The sequence below is a fragment of the Nostoc sp. genome, from assembly GCF_036917235.1.
Taxonomy (GTDB): Bacteria; Cyanobacteriota; Cyanobacteriia; order Cyanobacteriales; family Nostocaceae; genus Nostoc.
Map to the genome: position 1 here is coordinate 60,004 of NZ_JBALDU010000028.1, position 20,151 is coordinate 80,154.

The 20,151-nt window shown below is 41.7% G+C and carries 20 protein-coding genes and 1 tRNA gene; 8 read left to right on the top strand and 13 right to left on the bottom strand.

The features are described 5' to 3' along the window. Positions 1-24: 24 nt before the first annotated feature. Together V7K44_RS08790 and V7K44_RS08795 are read left to right on the top strand one after the other, a co-directional pair. Complete coding sequence (locus V7K44_RS08790; protein ID WP_094352832.1) at positions 25-330, top strand: hypothetical protein; 306 nt, start codon at positions 25-27, stop codon at positions 328-330. A 602-nt stretch (positions 331-932) separates the two neighbouring features. Further along, positions 933-3,155, top strand: a complete 2,223-nt coding sequence (locus V7K44_RS08795) for an FdhF/YdeP family oxidoreductase (protein ID WP_334930593.1) — start codon at positions 933-935, stop codon at positions 3,153-3,155. Positions 3,156-3,458: 303 nt separating this feature from the next. On the opposite strand, the gene V7K44_RS08800 is transcribed toward V7K44_RS08795, so the two are convergent. Further along, entirely contained in the window at positions 3,459-3,908 is a 450-nt protein-coding gene (locus V7K44_RS08800) for an orange carotenoid protein N-terminal domain-containing protein (protein ID WP_334930595.1), read from the bottom strand. Positions 3,909-4,184: 276 nt separating this feature from the next. Further along, positions 4,185-5,366: a serine hydrolase domain-containing protein gene (locus V7K44_RS08805; protein ID WP_334930596.1), complete on the bottom strand. Its 1,182-nt coding sequence runs from the start codon at positions 5,364-5,366 to the stop codon at positions 4,185-4,187. Between the two features lie 143 nt (positions 5,367-5,509). Here V7K44_RS08805 and fdhD point away from each other — a divergent pair, with 143 nt between their 5' ends. Further along, complete coding sequence (fdhD, locus tag V7K44_RS08810; protein WP_334930598.1) at positions 5,510-6,349, top strand: formate dehydrogenase accessory sulfurtransferase FdhD; 840 nt, start codon at positions 5,510-5,512, stop codon at positions 6,347-6,349. Between the two features lie 273 nt (positions 6,350-6,622). On the opposite strand, the gene pnuC is transcribed toward fdhD, so the two are convergent. The 3 genes from pnuC to glmM form a co-directional block, all read right to left on the bottom strand. Further along, entirely contained in the window at positions 6,623-7,270 is a 648-nt protein-coding gene (pnuC, locus tag V7K44_RS08815; RefSeq protein WP_334930600.1) for a nicotinamide riboside transporter PnuC, read from the bottom strand. Between the two features lie 11 nt (positions 7,271-7,281). Beyond that, complete coding sequence (locus V7K44_RS08820; protein ID WP_334930602.1) at positions 7,282-8,310, bottom strand: AAA family ATPase; 1,029 nt, start codon at positions 8,308-8,310, stop codon at positions 7,282-7,284. A 273-nt stretch (positions 8,311-8,583) separates the two neighbouring features. After that, positions 8,584-10,056, bottom strand: coding sequence for a phosphoglucosamine mutase (glmM, locus tag V7K44_RS08825; protein ID WP_334930604.1), 1,473 nt, complete (start codon positions 10,054-10,056; stop codon positions 8,584-8,586). Positions 10,057-10,627: 571 nt separating this feature from the next. On the opposite strand from glmM, the gene V7K44_RS08830 reads away from it, so the two are divergent. Beyond that, the gene (locus V7K44_RS08830; RefSeq protein WP_334930606.1) at positions 10,628-11,344 is read left to right on the top strand and encodes a biliverdin-producing heme oxygenase; all 717 of its coding nucleotides are present in this window, start codon (positions 10,628-10,630) and stop codon (positions 11,342-11,344) included. A 180-nt stretch (positions 11,345-11,524) separates the two neighbouring features. Here V7K44_RS08830 and V7K44_RS08835 read toward each other — a convergent pair whose 3' ends face one another. Then, positions 11,525-12,361, bottom strand: a complete 837-nt coding sequence (locus V7K44_RS08835; RefSeq protein WP_334930608.1) for a tetratricopeptide repeat protein — start codon at positions 12,359-12,361, stop codon at positions 11,525-11,527. An 8-nt stretch (positions 12,362-12,369) separates the two neighbouring features. Further along, entirely contained in the window at positions 12,370-12,798 is a 429-nt protein-coding gene (locus tag V7K44_RS08840; protein WP_334930610.1) for a tetratricopeptide repeat protein, read from the bottom strand. A 107-nt stretch (positions 12,799-12,905) separates the two neighbouring features. Between V7K44_RS08840 and cobW the strand changes: the two genes are divergently transcribed. Together cobW and V7K44_RS08850 are read left to right on the top strand one after the other, a co-directional pair. After that, positions 12,906-13,946 (top strand): cobalamin biosynthesis protein CobW, encoded by a 1,041-nt coding sequence (gene cobW, locus V7K44_RS08845; RefSeq protein WP_334930612.1) that lies wholly within the window; start codon positions 12,906-12,908, stop codon positions 13,944-13,946. Between the two features lie 110 nt (positions 13,947-14,056). Continuing rightward, positions 14,057-14,539: an ABA4-like family protein gene (locus V7K44_RS08850; RefSeq protein ID WP_334930614.1), complete on the top strand. Its 483-nt coding sequence runs from the start codon at positions 14,057-14,059 to the stop codon at positions 14,537-14,539. A gap of 284 nt (positions 14,540-14,823) precedes the next feature. Here V7K44_RS08850 and V7K44_RS08855 read toward each other — a convergent pair whose 3' ends face one another. The 3 genes from V7K44_RS08855 to V7K44_RS08865 all read right to left on the bottom strand — a co-directional run bounded on the left by V7K44_RS08855 (position 14,824) and on the right by V7K44_RS08865 (position 16,004). After that, the gene (locus V7K44_RS08855; RefSeq protein ID WP_334930616.1) at positions 14,824-15,039 is read right to left on the bottom strand and encodes an acetyltransferase; all 216 of its coding nucleotides are present in this window, start codon (positions 15,037-15,039) and stop codon (positions 14,824-14,826) included. A gap of 279 nt (positions 15,040-15,318) precedes the next feature. Further along, on the bottom strand, positions 15,319-15,627 hold the full coding sequence (locus V7K44_RS08860) for a DUF3181 family protein (protein ID WP_334930618.1): 309 nt from the start codon (positions 15,625-15,627) through the stop codon (positions 15,319-15,321). Between the two features lie 119 nt (positions 15,628-15,746). Continuing rightward, positions 15,747-16,004 (bottom strand): hypothetical protein, encoded by a 258-nt coding sequence (locus V7K44_RS08865; RefSeq protein ID WP_292731724.1) that lies wholly within the window; start codon positions 16,002-16,004, stop codon positions 15,747-15,749. A gap of 124 nt (positions 16,005-16,128) precedes the next feature. On the opposite strand from V7K44_RS08865, the gene V7K44_RS08870 reads away from it, so the two are divergent. Further along, positions 16,129-16,842, top strand: coding sequence for a Uma2 family endonuclease (locus V7K44_RS08870; protein ID WP_334930620.1), 714 nt, complete (start codon positions 16,129-16,131; stop codon positions 16,840-16,842). 102 nt (positions 16,843-16,944) lie between these two features. Here V7K44_RS08870 and moaC read toward each other — a convergent pair whose 3' ends face one another. Next, positions 16,945-17,454 (bottom strand): cyclic pyranopterin monophosphate synthase MoaC, encoded by a 510-nt coding sequence (gene moaC / locus V7K44_RS08875; RefSeq protein ID WP_334930622.1) that lies wholly within the window; start codon positions 17,452-17,454, stop codon positions 16,945-16,947. A 34-nt stretch (positions 17,455-17,488) separates the two neighbouring features. Between moaC and V7K44_RS08880 the strand changes: the two genes are divergently transcribed. Then, a tRNA-Arg gene (locus tag V7K44_RS08880) sits at positions 17,489-17,562 on the top strand. Between the two features lie 39 nt (positions 17,563-17,601). Here the strand turns inward: V7K44_RS08880 and V7K44_RS08885 are convergent. Next, the gene (locus tag V7K44_RS08885) at positions 17,602-18,876 is read right to left on the bottom strand and encodes an MFS transporter (RefSeq protein WP_334930624.1); all 1,275 of its coding nucleotides are present in this window, start codon (positions 18,874-18,876) and stop codon (positions 17,602-17,604) included. Positions 18,877-19,131: 255 nt separating this feature from the next. After that, complete coding sequence (locus V7K44_RS08890) at positions 19,132-20,145, bottom strand: glycosyltransferase family 2 protein (protein ID WP_099103749.1); 1,014 nt, start codon at positions 20,143-20,145, stop codon at positions 19,132-19,134. Positions 20,146-20,151 lie beyond the last annotated feature (6 nt).

The following is a 20,151-nucleotide window of genomic DNA, read 5'->3' on the forward strand; positions in this document are numbered from 1 at the left end:
GATTCAATTACATCCTAAGAACAAATGACAAACGGAAACAAATTTCAAAGATTAGTAGAACTTGCAAATGATTATGGAATTATTTGCGAACCAACACCAGAAGAATGTTTGATTGCATCCTTGCCTGGAGACGATGATTTCTTATTAGCTTTTACTTGGTCTGGTACAGTTGAGGGAGAGCCGCCAGAGCATGAATTAATTGCAATTAGTGTACAAGATATAGTCAAAGAAGTTACCGTTGCAGCTTGGCAGATTCCTTTTTATTTATTCGGAAACGTTTTAAGACAAGCTCAGATGCTTGTCGCTGCCCACAAAGATTTTGTTAGCTAAGAGACAACCAATATCTCAAAACTGCTATCCCTGTCAACTGTCTGTGGCAGGGATTTTTATTTCAACTACTGCTTTAAAGATTTATAAAATATTATCTGTTGGGGCGATCGCCTTTCTTTTTTCATATTAAAGTATAATTTTATGCTTACTACTCCCGGACTAAAAAAAGTTAAAAGTATTTATTCGTAACTTGTGTTCAAGGATAAAACCTGACTTAAGCATCGAAATTATAAGGAATGCTTTCAATAACTTACCTAAACTTCATCTTTTGACTAAATTCAATCAGCAAAATCTGCAATTGCTTTCTCAAAAGCTGCTTTTACTGTCTCAAAAGCTGCTTTTTATTTCTCATTTCAGTATATTCAGTAAGCAAAAGCAGCTTTTTCTTCTTCAAAAGCAGCTTTTTATTTCTCATTTTGGTATATTCAGCAAGCAAAAGCAGCTTTTTATGCCTCATTTCGGTATATTCAGCAAGCAAAAGCAGCTTTTTATTTCTCCTTTTGGCATATTCAGCAACGCCGAACGATTTTTAACTGTCTGCTACTCATTTCGTAATCAAAACGATAGCCTAAGAGAATCCAGGAACTCACACACACTGCATCATGTTACCCAAACCCAAAAAACACTGGACACCCCAGCACTGGGCAAGTTGGAAGCCTTTCGGCATTGGCGAACAGTACCCTAACAACTTTTGGGAGGTATTTCGGGCAATTTGGCTGTCTCGTGACAAACTAACTTATGCGTGGAATATTCTCGATAAAGGTGTCTGCGATGGTTGCGCTCTCGGAACAACCGGGATGAAGGATTGGACTTTAGATGGGATTCATCTCTGCAATGTCCGGTTGCGGTTGTTGCGGATGAATACGATGCCAGCTTTTGACCCTGTGCTATTGGCAGATGTCTCGCAGTTACAAAAGCAAAAAAGTGCCCAATTACGGGACTTGGGAAGACTCCCTTACCCGATGATTCGTCAACGAGGGGAAAAAGGCTTTCGTCGTGTGAGCTGGGATGAAGCTTTAGGGGTAATTAGCGATCGCATCCGCACTACTACACCAGACCGTCTCAGTTTCTATGTTACCAGTCGCGGTACTGTCAACGAAACTTATTATGCTACCCAAAAAGCTGTGCGGGCAATGGGAAGCAATAATATTGATAACGCTGCCCGCATTTGCCATTCTCCCAGTACAGCAGGACTGAAAGCTGCTCTCGGTGCAGGGGCTACAACCTGTTCTTATAAAGACTGGATTGGTACTGATTTATTAATCTTTATTGGCTCCAATGTTGCTAACAATCAGCCTGTTACCGTCAAGTATCTCCATTATGCTAAAAAAGCTGGCACAAAGATTGTAGTTATTAATACTTACCGTGAGCCGGGAATGGAGCGCTACTGGGTTCCCTCAATTGTAGAAAGTGCCGTTTTCGGTACAAAGTTTGCCGAAGACTTCTTCTTAATCAACATGGGCGGGGATATAGCATTTTTAAATGGCACTATTAAACATATAATTGCTAACAATTGGGTAGACCAGTCATTTATAGATTTATACACAGGTGGCTTTGCTGAACTCAAAGCATCGTTAGAAAGCCAATCTTGGGAAGAATTAGAGCGGCTTTCTGGGACATCCCGCGAGTCAATGTACGCTTTTGCCAAAATGGTCAAAGAAGCGAATAAAGCCGTATTTGTTTGGAGTATGGGCATTACTCAACATGAATGCGGTGAAGATAATGTGCGAAGTATCATTAACTTAGCTCTTACCAAAGGTTTTGTCGGTCGGGAAGGTTGTGGTTTAATGCCAATTCGCGGTCACTCTGGGGTGCAGGGTGGTGCAGAGATGGGATGTTACGCGACAGTATTTCCTGGTGGTAAACCTATTACCCCAGAAAATGCTGCCCAATTGAGTCAACATTGGGGCTTTGAAGTGCCGGCAAGTAAAGGTTTAATTGCTCCAGAAATGATTAATGCCGCACATCAGGGGGAAATAGATGTGTTGGTTTCTGTGGGTGGTAATTTTTTAGAAGTGCTGCCAGAACCGGATTATGTGGAAGCGGCGCTGAAGAAAATACCGCTACGGGTACATATAGACATTGTTCTCTCCAGCCAAATGTTGGTGGAACCTGCCGATACTGTGGTGCTTTTACCTGCGACGACTCGCTACGAAATACCAGGAGGAGTCACAGAAACGAACACCGAACGCCGGGTAATTTTCAGTCCAGAGATTCCGGGGCCGCGCATTGGAGAAGCGCGTCCAGAGTGGGAAGTGTTTTTAGAATTAGCAAGGCGGGTAAAACCAGATTTGGCAGATAAGCTGGCTTTTGCTGACACAGCTGCTATTCGTCAAGAAATTGCTCAAGTCGTCCCCCAATATGCAGGTATTCAACACTTACAGCAGGCTGGCGATCAGTTTCAATATGGTGGCTCACATTTGTGCTTTGGTTGGAATTTCCCTACAGCCGATGGTAAAGCACACTTTGGCGTATTATTGCCACGACAGAGAGAATTACCAGAAGGCTATTTTTTATTAGCAACCCGCCGAGGCAAACAATTTAATAGTATGGTGCAGGAACGCAAGGATGCAATTACTGGGGCGATGCGAGAGGCGGTGCTAATGAATGCTGCTGATGCAACAAAGTTGGGTTTAAAAGATAGCGATCGCGTCATTCTTAAGAATGATTTAGGCGAGTTGTTATGTCAAGTCTACATTGCCCCAATTCAGTCAGGAAACTTGCAAGTACATTGGCCAGAAGGGAATGTGCTACTAGATAAAAGTAAGCGATCGCTAGAAGGTGTACCCGATTATAATGCGATCGTGCGCTTGGAAAAAATCTGAATCATATCATCCCCGCATAATTAGTTATGCTAACCACAGTCAATACACTCCACCCCCAGCCCCTCCCCGCAAGCGGGGAGGGGAGACAAAGCATAGCTTTGGCGGGGGTGGGGTTCTTCGAGTTTAATAAGTAATCAAGTGGACTTGATAAAATTTGCATCAAGACTACCGCAAAGATCAGCATCTCTGCGGTAGTTCTGAGTTAACCACTATTAAAGTAGAGCAAAAACAGCCAGGTCTAACTTAATTTGCTACTTTCAGTTATCCCCAATTTTAGATACTCATTGAGAGTTCTTAGACTTCCTAACCTATCGCTTCCACTACACTCAACATGAAATTAATGCGTTGCTCAAACTCTAGATTTTTGATCAATGCGATAAATTCATCCGTTTCACCAGGAAGTTGATAGTCCGAGGGCACTGGAATTATGCTTCCATCCTCCATTCCTTGTGCCAGCAGAAACCAAACGTCTAATTTGGCATTGGGACTTAGACTATTATAGGTTTGGCTGATATCGTTAGCTGCACCATTAATAATGTCGCGTTGTGCTTGCAGTTGCTCTTCTTTAGACAAGTCCAGGAATTTGTCAAACACTGCTTTGGCAAGAGCTTCAACGCTTTGAGGAGGTGCTGGTTGTAGCTGCTCTTTAAGATCCAAATAACCGAACCAAAGTAGGGCTAGCTGAGTATCTACATCAAAGCGTTGAAAACTTTCTAAAGCCGGTTTTGTTGCTTCATCAATTGTGTAAGTCATAAAAAAGTCCAACTAAGTTAAGGCTGTTTTGGTTTCCTTAGTTACCAAGTAACTAAGAAAATGTGCTTTCAGTACCTTCATATAACTTAACGACCAAATGAAAATGGATAACCCTACTTAGGGTAGGGATAGGATCACTACATAAGACAGATATAAATAACTTAAGTTGCTAGTTACAAAAATGCCTGCTTTGATGTATATGAAAGCTAAGTAACGTCTGTGACTTTAAGCGATCGCTTAAAAAGATTCCTGATTATAGTACGCTTATAATTACTATCATTTATTCTCAACAACTTCCAGACCTGTCCTAGCTACTGATTTAAGATCGACATTCTGATTGTTTAGCAACACTACTATAGTGGTATTCTCACTGGGTAAATATGCCAGCAATGTTGCGAAGCCATAAGCTATACCACTATGCCCAATTGCTTTTGCTAAAGGAGATGAAAACCTTTCTACACCCAAACCATAGCTGTAGCTTGCGCCATTATCTTTAAATTTCAGCATTTCTTTCATCATCTTTGAGGAAAGTAAGGTTTTTTTGACAAATAACGCTTTGGCGAACTTGGCTAAATCCTCTGCTGTTGAAACTAATCCACCATCTCCCAAACCATTGCCATCATTGACTTCGGCGTAGCTATCTAGCTTACCATCTTTATTGCGATCGCTATAACCTGTAGCGACTTCTCCAATTGTCGGTTCGCGCAATTCCGTGAAGGTATGTTTTAATCCTAATGGTTTTAAAATCTGGCTGCGGATTGCTTGGGCGAGAGTTCCCCTAGTGATATTTTCAACAATCAGTTCCAAAAGAATGTAGTTGCAATCAGTATAAATAAATTTTTCTCCAGGATTTGCCTTTGGTTCTTCTTGATACATATACCGAATCGCTTCTCTAGCTGTCCAAGGCTGTGAACGGCTTCTTTTCGCTGTAGCTTGAATAAATTCTTTTGTATCTAGGTATTCAGCAACACCACTGGTATGGTTGAGCAGTTGACGAACTGTAATTTTTTCGCTGTTGACAATATGAGGACTGATGTCTCTTGGTAAGTAGGTTGCGATCGCCCGATCTAATTCTATCTTCCCTTGCTCCACTAATTTCAGCACAACCACGGCCATAAAAGTTTTACTCATACTGGCAATAGAAAAGCCATCTGTGGGTTTCATCCTGGTTTTAGTTGACAAGTTATTGACACCAGATGCTCCCAGCCAAGAACCTTTAGGTGTAGTAATATACATTACCGCACCAGGGATTTTCTGTTCTACAACTATCTCATTTAAAAGTTTCTGTAGTTGAGAACTTTTTCCTACGGTGGAGGTAGAAATCACTTGTTTAGCAAGAGATTTTTCAATTACTCTCTGACTAATGTTATTAGCTACTAAATATCCTGTAAAACCAAGGGAAATTACAAAGACTATTGCAAATAAAATTTTGCTGAAAGCCAAAAGTTTTAGGTTCATTTTACTTACTAAACAGAAACCGAGGCAATCTAGCTCGACTGCACAAAGTAGTTGGTGAGCATCAACCTGACATCTGATATACAAATAGCATTACTTTGTTCCCAGATTAGGATCAAAATTTAAAGTCACCAACTCTCATAAATATGAAAATGCCAACTAAAAGCAAGACCAAAGCCACTGTCTGGGTTGTGGAAAATGGTAAAATGCGATCGCGTTTAGACCAACTCACTACCGAAGAACCTTTAGAAATTCGCCTCCTCCCTCTCCAGAAGACGGTAGCTGTAACAATGCGAACACCAGGAGCAGATTTTGAACTAGCTGCTGGTTTCCTCTACAGTGAAGGAGTCGTTAGCCACAGAGAAGATATCCGACGTATTAGTTACTGCGTAGATGAATTGGTAGATGGTGAGCAGCGCCATAACATCGTAAATGTGGAACTGCGGGATGGGTTGATTCCAAACTTACAGCCTTTGGAGCGCCATTTCTACACTAGTAGCGCCTGTGGGGTGTGTGGTAAAGCTAGCCTTGAAGCTTTACGTCTGCGGGGATGTCCAGTGATTCCTTCTGGCCCAACGGTAACACCTGCGATCGTATACAGCCTACCAGATAAACTCCGGGCTGCTCAAGGTATATTTACTGCTACAGGGGGTTTACACGCTGCGGCTATCTTCGATACTCAAGGACAACTGTTAAATCTGTGGGAGGATGTTGGGCGACATAATGCTTTGGATAAATTGATTGGTACAGCTTTGCTCAGTGACGAATTGCCTTTAAATAATTGTATTATTTTAGTTAGTGGACGCTCTAGTTTTGAGATTTTGCAAAAGTCTACAACTGCTGGGGTTCCTATTGTTTGTTCTGTTTCCGCTCCTAGTAGTTTGGCGGTGTCTGTCGCCAAGGAATTTGGGATTACCTTAATTGGATTCCTACGCGGTGAACGGTTCAATATTTATACTGGTTTACAAAGAATAAACGCTGTTTAATAACACTTTCGTAGTGGCGTCGCGAGGCTAAATTGTTGCAAACAAATTTGTAGGTTGGGTTGAGGAACGAAACCCAACACTCCTAATACGGTTCGGTTAAGGTTTTTTGATGAAAATTATAAATCACAAAGACGCGATGAATCGCGTCTCTTGCCTTAACCGAACAGTATTACCAACACACGACGGATCAATGTTGGGTTGAGCAACGCGAAACCCAACCTACATTTCATGCATCATTTTAAGCTTGCCACGCCACCAGATATACAGGGGTTTTCAATCCTGTATTTTAGCTGTCTTGAGCCAAGATATTGAGCCGTTAATTGCGATGAACAAAAAAATTACATAAAGAAAAGCAACAAATTTAACTTCTTTAACGTAATACAACCAAATACCAATAACATCAACAATAATCCAGTAATACCAACTTTCAATCCTTTTTTGTACCATGAGCCACATAGCAGTAAAACTCATGATTGTTGTGAGTGCATCTAAATAAGGAAAAGAAGCTTTCTCTAGAAATATTGCAGGGAGTAACAGGTGAATTTTACTCATCAAAGCTCCCGTTGCAAATGAAACTGCTATTGTAATTGCTGCAATTAAAACAATTTTACGCGGTGGACTATATCGAACCTGTAAAACTTTACCAGTATCAGGTTCAGGTGTAATCCATCTCCACCAACCATACACACTAATAACTAAGTAATAGACTTGTTCTAACATATCCGCATACAAACGGATTTGATAAAAAAGTACCATGTATAGCAATACGCTGACTATCCCAACAGGCCAAGTCAGAATCTTTCTCTGAGAAATTAGCCACACCGACCATACAGAAAAAATCGTTCCCAAGAATTCTACATAACTCATGGGATATCCCATAAGATTGAAGGCGATAGTATTGATACTCAAAAATTCAACCATTTGAATACACTTTATAAAATATTTTTTTTGAAAAATAAATCTCCTAAATTACTATACTTTTGGTAGCATGACACTACTTTTTTAACCATACTAATACGTGCATTTATATCGCCACAAATGCGGAAAAATGGAATTTTTCTAATAATTAAGTCGCTCTGAATCTGTTTTTGAAATATACTACGATTTGCCTCTCCAGAACGATCCCAGGTATCATCGTAAGGGATATCTGAATCACAAAGAAATATTAAATCATAGCGCGACATGGCTTGATGGGCAAGTTCTGCTAACTCTGGGGCAACAGTTTTGTGGTAATATAAAGAGAATTGATAGGTTGTCAATGCATTAGTATCTGTAAATAAATACTGGTTTGCTTGCAATAATAAGGCTTCTTCACGTTCTAAATGCCCTTTGGCAATCTCCACAAGTTGCGAGAGCGAAAGTTGCCTATTAATTTGATATTTTTCCCAATACTCGCGCCCATACTCTGGCATCCATACTGTGTTAAACTCTTTAGCTAATTGTGATGCAATCGTGGTTTTACCAGTCGAAGGAGCGCCCAGAAAAACAATATTGGCGATCAGATCGCGGTACACATCAGGATGTAAATACTCGCGAAATGCGTAAGCGTCTCTTCTTACTTGCGTTCCAGAAATTGGAAAAGTTTGGCGATCGCAATCTACGAGCCGATTAACTGCCCCCAGCGCCTGACTTACGTGTTCACCGTAAAATTCACTACAATAAAAGTGGGTAATTTTTTTGGATTTTAATTGTTTCAAAATGTAATCTTCGTGCTTTTGCTTAATCTCAGGAGTATCACCAACCTCAGTTGGGCCATCCCACGCTTCAATCACCTGAATTTGTGGATAAATTTGACGCAGCCAATTCGCTCGAACTGTTAAAGGAATAGCAGTCACTTCTGGACACTCATAAATCATCACAAGTACCTCATCCATCTCTGCTAAGGCTGTTTCAATCACCAATTGATGCCCTTTATGGAGAGGCGCGTATTTACCTAGTGTGAGTCCGCATTTACCAGTCATTATAGATATCTATTACTCTAAAAAAGAAGTAATCAATGGTCAGGAAATATTGATTAAAAAAGAGTTTATGCCTGAAAAGGAAGCTCGTTCAGGAATTGCTAAGTTTTTTCTTGGTTCAAAAGAAGAGTACAGAAATCCCTTCACCTTATCGATCTAGTATCGCAAGGCGGAATTAAAAAATAAACGCCGTCTCTACAATAATTAGTCTTTTGTAGAGACGGCGATTTCTCGCATCTTTAGCGATACTAGAATTCAGATGAGATATTAGCTAACTTAGTCCATTAGATGCTGCTGTACTTGTGAAACTAGTTCATTTGTCCAGTAGTTGGTGAGTTCGGCATTGGCTGCTTCCACCATTACTCTGATGACTGGTTCTGTGCCAGAGGCACGAACCAAAATTCTACCGGAATCGCCCATTGCAGCTTCAGCAAGAGCGATCGCTTGTTGCACAGGTTGACAATCTTGCCATCCCAAACGGCGATCGCGATCGACAACGCGCACGTTGCGCAACAATTGTGGATAGGTTTGGAAGCTTCGATCTACTAATTCGCTCAAGGGAACACCCGCCTCTTTTACCAAAGATGCTATGTGTAATGCTGTTAACAAACCATCTCCAGTTACGGCATAGTGACGGCAAAGAATATGCCCTGATTGTTCGCCACCTAACATTCCCCCAGTGCGCTGCATTTCGGCTTGCACGTATTGGTCGCCAACTGCGGTACGAATTAAGTTACCACCAATTTGCTGCCAAGCTTTCTCAAAGCCTAAGTTGGCCATGACTGTAGATACAATCAGGTTGTCTGGCAATTGTTGGTTTTGTTGTAAGTGCCGTCCCCACAGATAGAGAATGTAATCGCCGTTAACTTGCCTGCCTGTATTGTCTACTGCTAAGACGCGATCGGCATCGCCATCGAAGCCAAAGCCGATGTCGGCGTTGTGTTCTTGTACCGTTGCTGCCAAAATATCTAGGTGCGTGGAACCGCAGTTAACATTAATGCGATCGCCATCTGCCTCGTTATGCAAACAGATTACCTCTGCCCCCATTTCTGTAAATACTGATGGTGCTAACCCAACTGCTGCACCCCACGCCAAGTCTAAAACAATCTTCATTCCCTGAAGATTTAGGGCACCATTCAAGGGTTTTTTCAACGCCGAGCTATAATCTTTCACTAACTCGAAACGTGAGTAATGCCGTCCGCAATTACTGACTCTAGCGATCGGTGATATCTTGCCACGCAGTCCCGCTTCAATTTCTGCCTGCAATATTTGCGGTAACTTCCCACCATTGCCACCAAAAACCTTAATTCCATTGTCTTCTGGAGGATTGTGGCTGGCAGAAATCATCACTCCGCCGATGGCATCACTGATACTGGTGAGATAGGCAACGCAAGGAGTGGGGCATAATCCCAAATACCAAACCTCTAACCCCGCTGCTGTTAACCCTGCACTCAAAGCCATTGCCAGCATATCGCTGGAGTTTCTAGAATCCTGTCCGAGAATGACTGGTCCTACTTGAGTAGCATGGTTACGTAAAACGATCCCCGTCCAAAAACCAACTTGCAATGCTAGAGGCGCACTCAGTAATTCTCCCACTCGCCCGCGAATCCCATCTGTGCCAAATAAGGGATTTGCTGGTAGTGGGATTAAATTCAGTCCAAAACTGCTCTCAATCCCTTTGCCCAATCCCTCAACTTCAGAAGTAGAACCCCCAGAAATGCCCGATGTCCGAGTTATAGATGAAACCATATTTTTAAACACTCCACACAATCACACTGAAAAATAAATAGCACTTAAGACTTTATTCAGCAATTTTGACATGCTTTTTCTCTTTAGAAATTCATTCTAGATCGATCTCTATTTACGTAATAATACTGAATTTTTCTTTCTGAAATTGTAAATCTTTGATAAAGTCAGTATTGGTTTTTACGTTATTAGTAAAGTCTCCACATCTTAGCTAATTATTCCTTTTATGCCGACAATTTTCGTTTTGATTTTTATCGGTATTAGTTCACACTTGACAATGCTATAACTAAGTAAATATGTAATAAATATTACTTTCACTTCACAAGAAATTTTTCACCCAAGCTGAGAATGAAAGCAAGATTCAGCTAATAACAACAAAAAATCCAAATACTGAAATCTAAAATTCTGTTCTCTTAGCCTTGTTGCTGTGTAAAAAACGACAGATTCATTGCAGCTTAAAAAATTTTAATATAAATTCTCATCAAATAGTTTTAAGGTAACGTTTTAATGGCTTTATTTAGCCGTTAGTGAATCAAAACTCGGCAGTTAACTTTTTAAAGTTGAGAAATTTAGCATGAGCAGCAATTTAGCAACCAAATTACGTGTAGGCACTAAGAAAGCCCACACAATGGCAGAAAATGTAGGTTTTGTCAAGTGCTTTTTAAAAGGAGTAGTAGAAAAAAACTCTTACCGGAAACTAGTTGCTAACTTCTACTTCGTCTACTCAGCGATGGAAGAGGAAATAGAAAAGCACCGCCAGCACCCAATAGTTTCTAAAATTAACTTTCCTCAGCTAAACCGCAAGCATAGCTTAGAGCAAGACCTGAGTTATTATTTTGGTGCAAACTGGAGAGAGCAAATCAAACTATCTCCCGCAGGTGAAGCTTATGTACAACGCATCCGAGAAATATCTGCTACAGAACCGGAATTGTTAATCGCCCATTCATACACTCGTTACATAGGTGACTTATCCGGGGGACAAATTCTCAAAAATATTGCTGTAACAGCAATGAATTTGTCTGACGGACAAGGCACAGCCTTTTATGAGTTTCCAGAAATTACTGATGAGAAGGCATTCAAAACTAAATATCGGCAAACTTTGGATGAATTACCCCTTGACGAGGCGGCAACCGATCGCATCGTTGATGAAGCTAACGCCGCCTTTGGCACGAACATGAAGCTGTTCCAGGAATTGGAAGGTAATTTGATCAAAGCGATCGGTGTGATGCTGTATAATAGTCTTACACGGCGTCGTACACGTGGTAGTACTGAACTCGTCACAGCTGAGTAACCGTGTTGAGATTGCGGAGTATGGTGTGTGGAGTCATAAGTCCAGATAGCCTGATGAAGGATAATTCATAGGTGTTTCTGGCGAAAGAGCGAAAAATGCTCAAAATATTTAGGGGCAATAGCCTTGTGACTGCTTTTGAGATGTGAAAGCAAGCATGGGGAGATTGCCCCTCAATTATGTTTAAGAAGCAATTAAATTCTTGAGAGCATCTTTAGCATCAGTGTTTTCTGGATCTATTTTTAATGCTTCCCGAAAAACTGCCGCCGCCTCTTGTTTTGAGCCATCACCAGATTCACCATAGGAAATATCTCGGCCAAGTTTGATGTAAAGTTCAGCCATTTTGCGACGTGGAATCATATTCGCTAGCGGCTGATAAAAAGCCATGACAGCAGTAAAGCCTTTTTGCTTGTAAAGTGGCAAATTTATATTGGAGCAAGTGTCATAACTGCCTTCACCAGTTTTTATCACATTTTGGCAAATTCCCAAAGCTTCATCTAGATTCTCCTGTTGAGCGAGTGCTTCACTCAATTTACTGTAATAATAATCCGTAGGTTCTTTGGCAGCCGCTTGACGGTAAAAAGCGATCGCTTCTTCTGGTTTTTCTTGTTTCATCAAGACATCGGCCAGTTCTGTATATGTTGAAGCGTCAGGCTCGATTTTAATTTGTTGGCGGTAGGCTGCGATCGCTTCGTTCACAAAGCCGCGCTTTAATGAAAGTTCAGCCAACTTTTTATAAAAAACCTTGCTATTGGGGTCATCTTTAGTTAATTGGCGATAGATAGCTACTGCTTCTGAATATTCCAAGATTTCACCCAACTTATCATAAGCGTTGTCAGACCAAAGATAACCATTCTCATCGAGTTTAATGGCTTCGCGATAAGCTGCGATCGCTTCTTCTCGTTTGCCTATTTTGAATAGAGTCTCGGCTAAATAGTAGTAATTACTGGAATCAGGACTCAGTTTAACTGCTTGACGATAAGCCACTAATGCTTCCTCTATGCTGCCAACTTCCTGCAATTTCCTAGCTAAAATAATGTAGTTGCTATCATTTTTAGGATCAAGTTTGATGGCTTGACGGTAAGCTGCGTAGACGCGAAGCGGCTTGCCGCAGGCATCGCTTCAGTGGTTCGTCCCTTTTCTGCCAGAAAATTCCCTAATTTGAGATAAATGCCCCCATCAGGAGTTAATTGTAAAGCTTGGCGATAGGTAGCGATCGTCTCTGCAATCTTGCCTTGGGAAGACAAAACATCTGCCAGCTTCACGTAAGCGTAACTGTTTTTGGCATCCCTCTGAATGAAACTCCGCCAAATATTAGCGGCTTCTTCATAATTTTTCACTTCTTCGGCAGATGTTGCTTTTTGTTCCAATTCCTCTACCGTTTGTGCCACACTGATTTGAGGAATTAAAACCAAACCTAAACTCAACAAAAACGGCAATATTTTCCGGTTTACCATAGACTTTCAGCTTAAAATAACTAAGTCAATCTTCAAACCAAGCTTAATCTCAGTATTTAAGTTTGTAACCCGTAAAACTTACCATACTGAGTAAATCAGGCAAAAATATGGCTACGAAAATTCCTGTCACAGTGATCACAGGCTTCTTGGGTAGTGGAAAAACCAGCCTAATTCGCCACCTGCTACAAAACAACGAAGGACGGCGTATTGCCGTTTTAGTCAATGAATTTGGCGAACTCGGTATTGATGGCGAATTGTTAAAATCTTGTCAAATTTGCCCCGAAGATGGTGAGGGTGACACTAATATCTTTGAATTAACCAACGGCTGCTTATGCTGCACCGTGCAGGAAGAGTTTTACCCGACGATGCAAGAGTTAATTAAGCGGCGAGATAGCATCGACTGCATTTTGATTGAAACCTCTGGTTTAGCCTTGCCAAAACCGTTGGTGAAGGCTTTTCGCTGGCAAGAAATTCGCAACGCCGCCACTGTGGATGCAGTGATTACGGTGGTAGATTGTGCGGCGGTTGCAGCGGGAACATTTGCTAGCGATCCAGATGCGATCGCAGCCCAGCGACAAGCTGATGATAATCTAGAACACGAAACACCCTTGCAAGAACTGTTTGAAGACCAACTGGCTTGTGCAGACTTGGTGGTGTTAAATAAAATTGACTTGGTAGATGCCGAGACAAAAGCCAGAGTTGAGGAATTGATTAAGCAAGAGTTGCCCAGAGTGGTGAAAATTGTCGAGAGTGACCGTTCTCAACTAGACGCATCTATATTATTAGGATTTCAAGCCGCAGTTGAAGACAATTTAGATTCTCGTCCTAGTCATCACGATACTGAAGAAGACCACAATCACGACGACGAAATTACTTCAGCTAATTTAATTTTAAATCGTACCTTTGATCCAGAAAAACTTCAACAGCAGTTGCAAACATTAGTACAACAACAAGAAATTTACCGGATTAAAGGCTTTGTTGCAGTGCCAAATAAATCCATGCGCTTAGTGATGCAAGGCGTGGGAACTCGATTTGATAAATTTTACGATCGCCCCTGGAAACCAGAAGAAGCTAGGCAAACGCGCTTAGTTTTCATCGGACGTGATTTGAATTCTTCAGAGATCGAATCACAGCTTGTAGCTTTATAAGTATATCCAGATCCCCGACTTCTTTAAGAAGTCGGGGATCTTTCTCCCGAGAGTTACTAGTTATGAATAATTAGTTAATTCAAAACAAAAATTCTTCACTTTGCAAAAATATGACGATTTCTCAACTATTTAACGTTGCTAATCTTTTCGTATTGCCATTTTGGGCGTTGATGATTTTATTGCCAAACTGGAAAGTCACACGGTGGATAATGTCATCATATCTACCCTTTGTGCTTTTAGCAGGAACATATTTATATTTGTTTATTAACAGCATTACTCCAGAAAATGCTCAAGCTTTATCGAATCCTCAATTAGCTGATATTGCACGGTTTTTTACAGATGAAACAGCTGCGGCAACAGGTTGGATTCATTTTTTAGTGATGGATTTATTTGTCGGCCGCTGGATTTATTGGGAAGGGCAAAAAACAGGTGTTTGGACAATTCACTCTCTGGCTTTATCTTTGTTCGCTGGGCCGTTGGGATTACTGTCTCACATTTTAACTGACTGGATTACTAAGAGATTTTTCCCGAAGTTTCAGCAGAATGAAAAGGCGACATTAGCAGAACAAGAAATACCATCAACTGGCACATAGCAATAGGGCCACACATCTGTCATAGGTGTCAACTTAACGCTAAACCCCTTTGGTGACAACGTTTTGCCCTCAGCCCCTCTCCCATCCGTGAGAGGGGAGCTAGACATTCAATTCCCCTTCTCCTTTGGGAGAAGGGGTTAGGGGATCAGGGCGTGAGAAATTTGCAAAACGCCTGTCCGATATAGTTTTCGGCTTAAGTTGACACGTATGCACATCTGTGCAACCCTACTAATGATAATTGCTAATAGTTTACTTCCATTACCAATTATCTCATTTTAAAATCATTAACCGTTGTCGTGTCTATAGTTAGCATCTATCCAGCAGCGTGGTAGAACTTCACCTGAAGGAAAAACAAGATTTTGTTTTTTGAAAGTTTCAGGTTGCTGTTCTTCTTGACCTTCTTGATCTTTTGCCTGAACAATATCAGTATTCGGGTCAATTAATTCCTGAATTTCAAGAATTTTTACCAATTCGCCACTATCTTTGACTTGTAAAAGCATAGAAATTGCCTCAATGAGTTAGCATGAAAGTTAAGAGCAAGTTTAAGATAAACTCATTCTCGTCTCAACCAATTTAGAAGGTTGAGATTCCTTAATTGTTAAAGGAAATTTTTAACAGATATGCATACATAAATTACACAAAATTCATCTATGTGTCTCTGTGATTTTTATCTTTATAAAATTGATACAACAAATTAATCCTCAATTCAGCATTTCAAATCAAATCAGGAAATACTGACCGATAAAATTGTCTAATTAAAATAATCTTGGTTGTAGATATTAGATTTCGCGTTGATATTTTTCTAAAATATCAACTAATGTTACTTGGCATTGCACTGGCAGTAAATCACTTAAAGGAAGTTCGCTTCTACCGCCGCCAATTTTGACTGTAATTGATTTCAAGACTTTTGAAACTCGATCTTCACTTACATTGTTGGAAGTAATTAAGGGATACAACTGTTCTGCAACAAGGGTGTGCAGTTTGGCATTAGATAAATAAAGATGCCATTTGGCAATGTCTATGTAGACATTTTCGCCAATTTCAGCTGCTAGGGCTTCCAGTAGTTCTGTGGTGTTAGTCTTTGCCATAAAAATAACCCTACGTTAAGAAAGAGTGCGAAATCTCAGGCTTTTTTACATTATCGCTCAATTAATAGGCTGATTCTACTACCACAGGTTACAATCGCCCCAGCATCAGCAGTCCATCTTCAGGTGGATTTAGGTGGAGTTTCGCTGTAATTTGCGATCGCACTAATATAGATCAAATGCACTAATACTATGCCTGTCCAACTTGCAGTAAACAACGGCAGCCAGTCCCAGGTAGTGCTTTTCAAGATGTGAAAAAACCATAAGCCAGAATTTATAGTAGCAGCGATCGCTACATGGACAGCAAAATTCATCCGGTCATCAATCTTGCGGTAATCAGGGTCTTTGCGATCGGGTTTGCGAGGCCAACGAGGAGGCATAAATATTTGTTACAGATTTAAATACACCTTACTCATTCTAAGGTTTTTAGTGCAGTCGTTGCGATTAGACTTCTAGAACCAGTCATAATTGAATTGAAAGTCAAGAGCCTGTGGGTTAAATCCGATGACGATCTTTGAGCAAATAGACCCCGATCTCCTCTATCCAGATAGCGACGGCAAACCAATGGCAGACAATACAGAGCAATATCGTTGGATTGTCCTGATTAAGGAGAATTTAGAGATTCTGTTTGCTAATAATGACAATGTTTTGATTGCAGGAGATTTGCTGTGGTATCCTGTCCGTTCTCGGCTGATTACACCGACTGCACCTGATGTGATCGTTGTCTTTGGTAGATCAAAGGGAAAACGTCGTTCCTATCGTCAGTGGCAAGAAGATAATATTCCACCACAAGTAGTCTTTGAGATTCTTTCTTATAGTAATGATACCAAGGAGATGGAGCGTAAGCTGGAGTTTTACGATACTTATGGTGTTGAAGAATACTATTTATACGACCCTGAAAGTTTTCAATTAGATGGCTGGTTGCGGCAAAACAACCATTTGAATAAGCTATGGCAAATGGATAGTTGGCTCAGTCCCCACTTGGGAATTAGATTTCAAACGGGGCAAGGGGAGTTAGTAATTTACCGTCCAGATGGACAGAGATTTTTGAATTCTCTGGAACTCAATCAACGGGCTGAACAGGCTGAGTTATTGGTAGAACAAGAACGTCAACGCGCTGAAATTGAACGTCAACGCGCTGAACAAGAACGCCAACGCGCTGAACAGTTAGCAGCATATTTGCGTAATCTCGGCATTGATCCTGACAATCTTCCATAACTGGGGAGATGAAGAAGGAAATAGGGTACAGGTTACAGGGTACAGATTATTCCCTATCACCTGTCACCTATCATCTGTCACCTAATATGCCCAATAGCTAGCTTATGACTCCGCCGGCGAATAATCTCCAGATTTCCCGCCACTCTTACTTATTAAACGAATTGATTCAATTTGAATCGACTTTTCTAAAGCTTTGGCCATATCGTATAAAGTCAAAGCAGCGACAGAAACGGCAGTTAAGGCTTCCATCTCTACACCGGTTTCAGCTTTAGTTTTGACTGTGGCTTGAATTTGATAACCGGGTAGTTGGGGATCGGGTGTGATTTCGACTGCGATTTTTTGCAAAGGCAACGGATGACACAGAGGAATTAAAGTGGCTGTTTGCTTGGCTGCCATAATCCCAGCCAATCTTGCAGTTGCCAACACATCGCCTTTTGGCACATTTCCGGCTTGAATGGCGGCGAAGGTGGCTGGCAGCATTCGCACCTTGGCAGCGGCTACTGCTTGGCGAATGGTAGGTGCTTTATCAGACACATCAACCATCTGTGCCTGTCCTTGGGGATCTAGATGGGTTAAGTTGGCAAAATTAGCTGGAAAATTATCTTGCGCCATTTGGTTAGAACGTGTTAATATAGATTGTCGGTGAGGGCGTGTAGCTCAGTGGACTAGAGCACGTGGCTACGGACCACGGTGTCGGGGGTTCGAATCCCTCCTCGCCCGTTTTCAAAAAGTTAAGAGTTGAAAGTTAGGAGTGATGAGTTAAATTTCATCACTCCTAACTTTTAAGTTTTTCAAGGCGTAGGCATCTGGAGCTAGACCTAGTGCAAAGCGCAGTGAGTTGGATAAGTTTTTGCTCGAACGGGTGAGGAAGAGGATAAGTGCTAGGGAAGTGATCGCAGCGCCGTAGCCAAACATATCGCGGTAGCCCACAAGTTCGGCGATGATACCCAAAAGAGGAGCAGCGATCGCAATTCCCAAATCAAGTCCAGCTATACATATAGCAAATATTTTCCCCCGTTCTTGCGGCAGCGAACGGTCTGCCATCATGGTAATCATCATCGAGATCAGTGTACCACCACCAGCACCTTCAGCGATCGCAGCCAGTAAGAAAACGATCGGGCTGTAAGCCTGCCACAGCAGTATTAACGCTAAAACGTAGCAAAAAATCCCAAAGGTAATAAACAAACCACGACCGAAGCGATCGCTTGCCTTACCAGCAAATACCCTGATACTAAAACTAGAAATTGCCCCAGCTGTAAAAAATAGTCCGCCATTGAAGTCCACCTCAGTGGATTTGAGGAACAACGACACAAAGGTATGTACAGCACCGAGAGACAAACCAACCAGCAACATAACTATAGTTGGAACTCTCACCCGTGGACTGGCCAAAATTTGCCAAAAGTTGCGTAGGCGTAGCCCGTCGTAGACATCCTCTCCCTCTGTTTGCTCCTGCGTTTGCACTGGCGGATTCGTAACTTGTAAAATCCCTAAGAAGGCGACAAAACCCAATTCGGTGGATAACAGAAATAATATTCCGTAACCACTTGTAGCTTCTAAATACCCTCCCAAGGCTGGGCCAATTGCTAAACCAAGGGGAGTTGCTAGGGTCATGTACCCAATGATTTCACCACGAGTTTCAGTAGGCGCTAAATCTGCGACTAAGGCACTGTAGCCAGTGGCAAAAGCAGCAACACTAATGCCGTGAAAAATCCGCACCAGGATTAATAACCCAATAGATCGGGTTGCCAAGTAACCAAAGGGTGCGATCGCCGCTACGATCGTACCAATCAACAAGACAATTTTGCGACCACGTTCATCGGCTAATCGTCCCAGCATTGGGCGAGATAGCAATAACCCAATGGCGAAACTGCCCATAACAAGACCAATTTCTTGCTTGCTTGCGCCCACATCATCAATGTAAAGCGGTAGAGTTGGTAAAAGCGAAGATATGCTCGACCAGAATAATAAACCTGCTGTAAATAAAATCAGCAGGCTGCGCCGCAGTTGGGCGTCAAAGGTATTAAATGCTTTCAAGGTAGATGCAATTTAACTAGTTTTTTGTCATTTGTCTTTTGTCATTTGTCCTTTGTCATTTGTCTAGAGCCAACCAGTATTTACTAGACCTCTTGCAAAAGTCCCTAACACCCCACCCCCAACCCCTCCCCGCTTGCGGGGAGGGGTTGGGGGTGGGGTTCTTTCTTATTTTTGATTTATGCAAGAGGTCTACTCTTAATTATTTACTAATGACCAATGACTAATGACCAATGACCAATGACTACTATTGTTACGTTACTTAACATTTTTTGCTACCACCTCTCGCACTCGATAGATAGGCCGTCCTTGGGATTCGTGGTATGTACGCATGAGCAATTCTGCTAAAAGTCCGAAGCAAAACAGCTGCACTCCCGTTAGTAGCAGCAGAACTGCTAAAATCAGCAGGGGGCGATTGCCAATCATCTCACCTAAAGCTAATTTGACGAAAGTCAAGTAAATTCCGATCGCAGTGCCCGAAAACATTGAAATCAAGCCCAACAGTCCAAAAACGTGCATCGGACGGGTGAGGAATTTTTTCATAAACAGAATGGTTAACAAATCCATCAATACCCGGAATGTCCGCCAAATTCCATATTTACTACGACCAAAGCGACGGGCATGATGACGTACAGGTATTTCGGTAATTCTAGCTCCTTCGATGTACGCCAAAGCGGGTAAAAATCGATGTAATTCTCCGTAGAGGTTCATATCTGCTAGCAGTTCTGCACGATAGGCTTTCAGCGAACAACCATAATCATGAATATTCACGCTAGTGGTGCGGCGAATTAGCCAATTGGCAATTTTGGAAGGAAGTAACCGATTTACAGCCCCATCTTGGCGTTTTTGCCGCCAGCCACTCACCAAATCGTAACCATCATCCAGCTTTGCTAATAACATGGGGATATCAGCCGGATCGTTCTGGAGATCGGCATCTAAAGTCACGATCGCTTTACCGACTGCATAATAAAATCCAGCAGCCATCGCCGCAGTTTGTCCGTAGTTGCGACGCAAAATCACCGCTTTTAAATCAGTGCGGATTTGCGCCTGTTCTTTGAGAAAATCCCCAGAACCATCTGTAGAACCATCATCCACACAAATGATTTCATAATTTACCTGACTAGAAGATAAAGTAGAGGCGATCGCTTCTAGTAAAAGTGGCAAACTCTCCACCTCGTCATGTATTGGTACTACCACTGAAACATCTGGGACAATTGCTGAAATCGCCCCATTTTCCTCACTACTCCTTTCGGAAATCAACCCACTCCTCATAAGTTT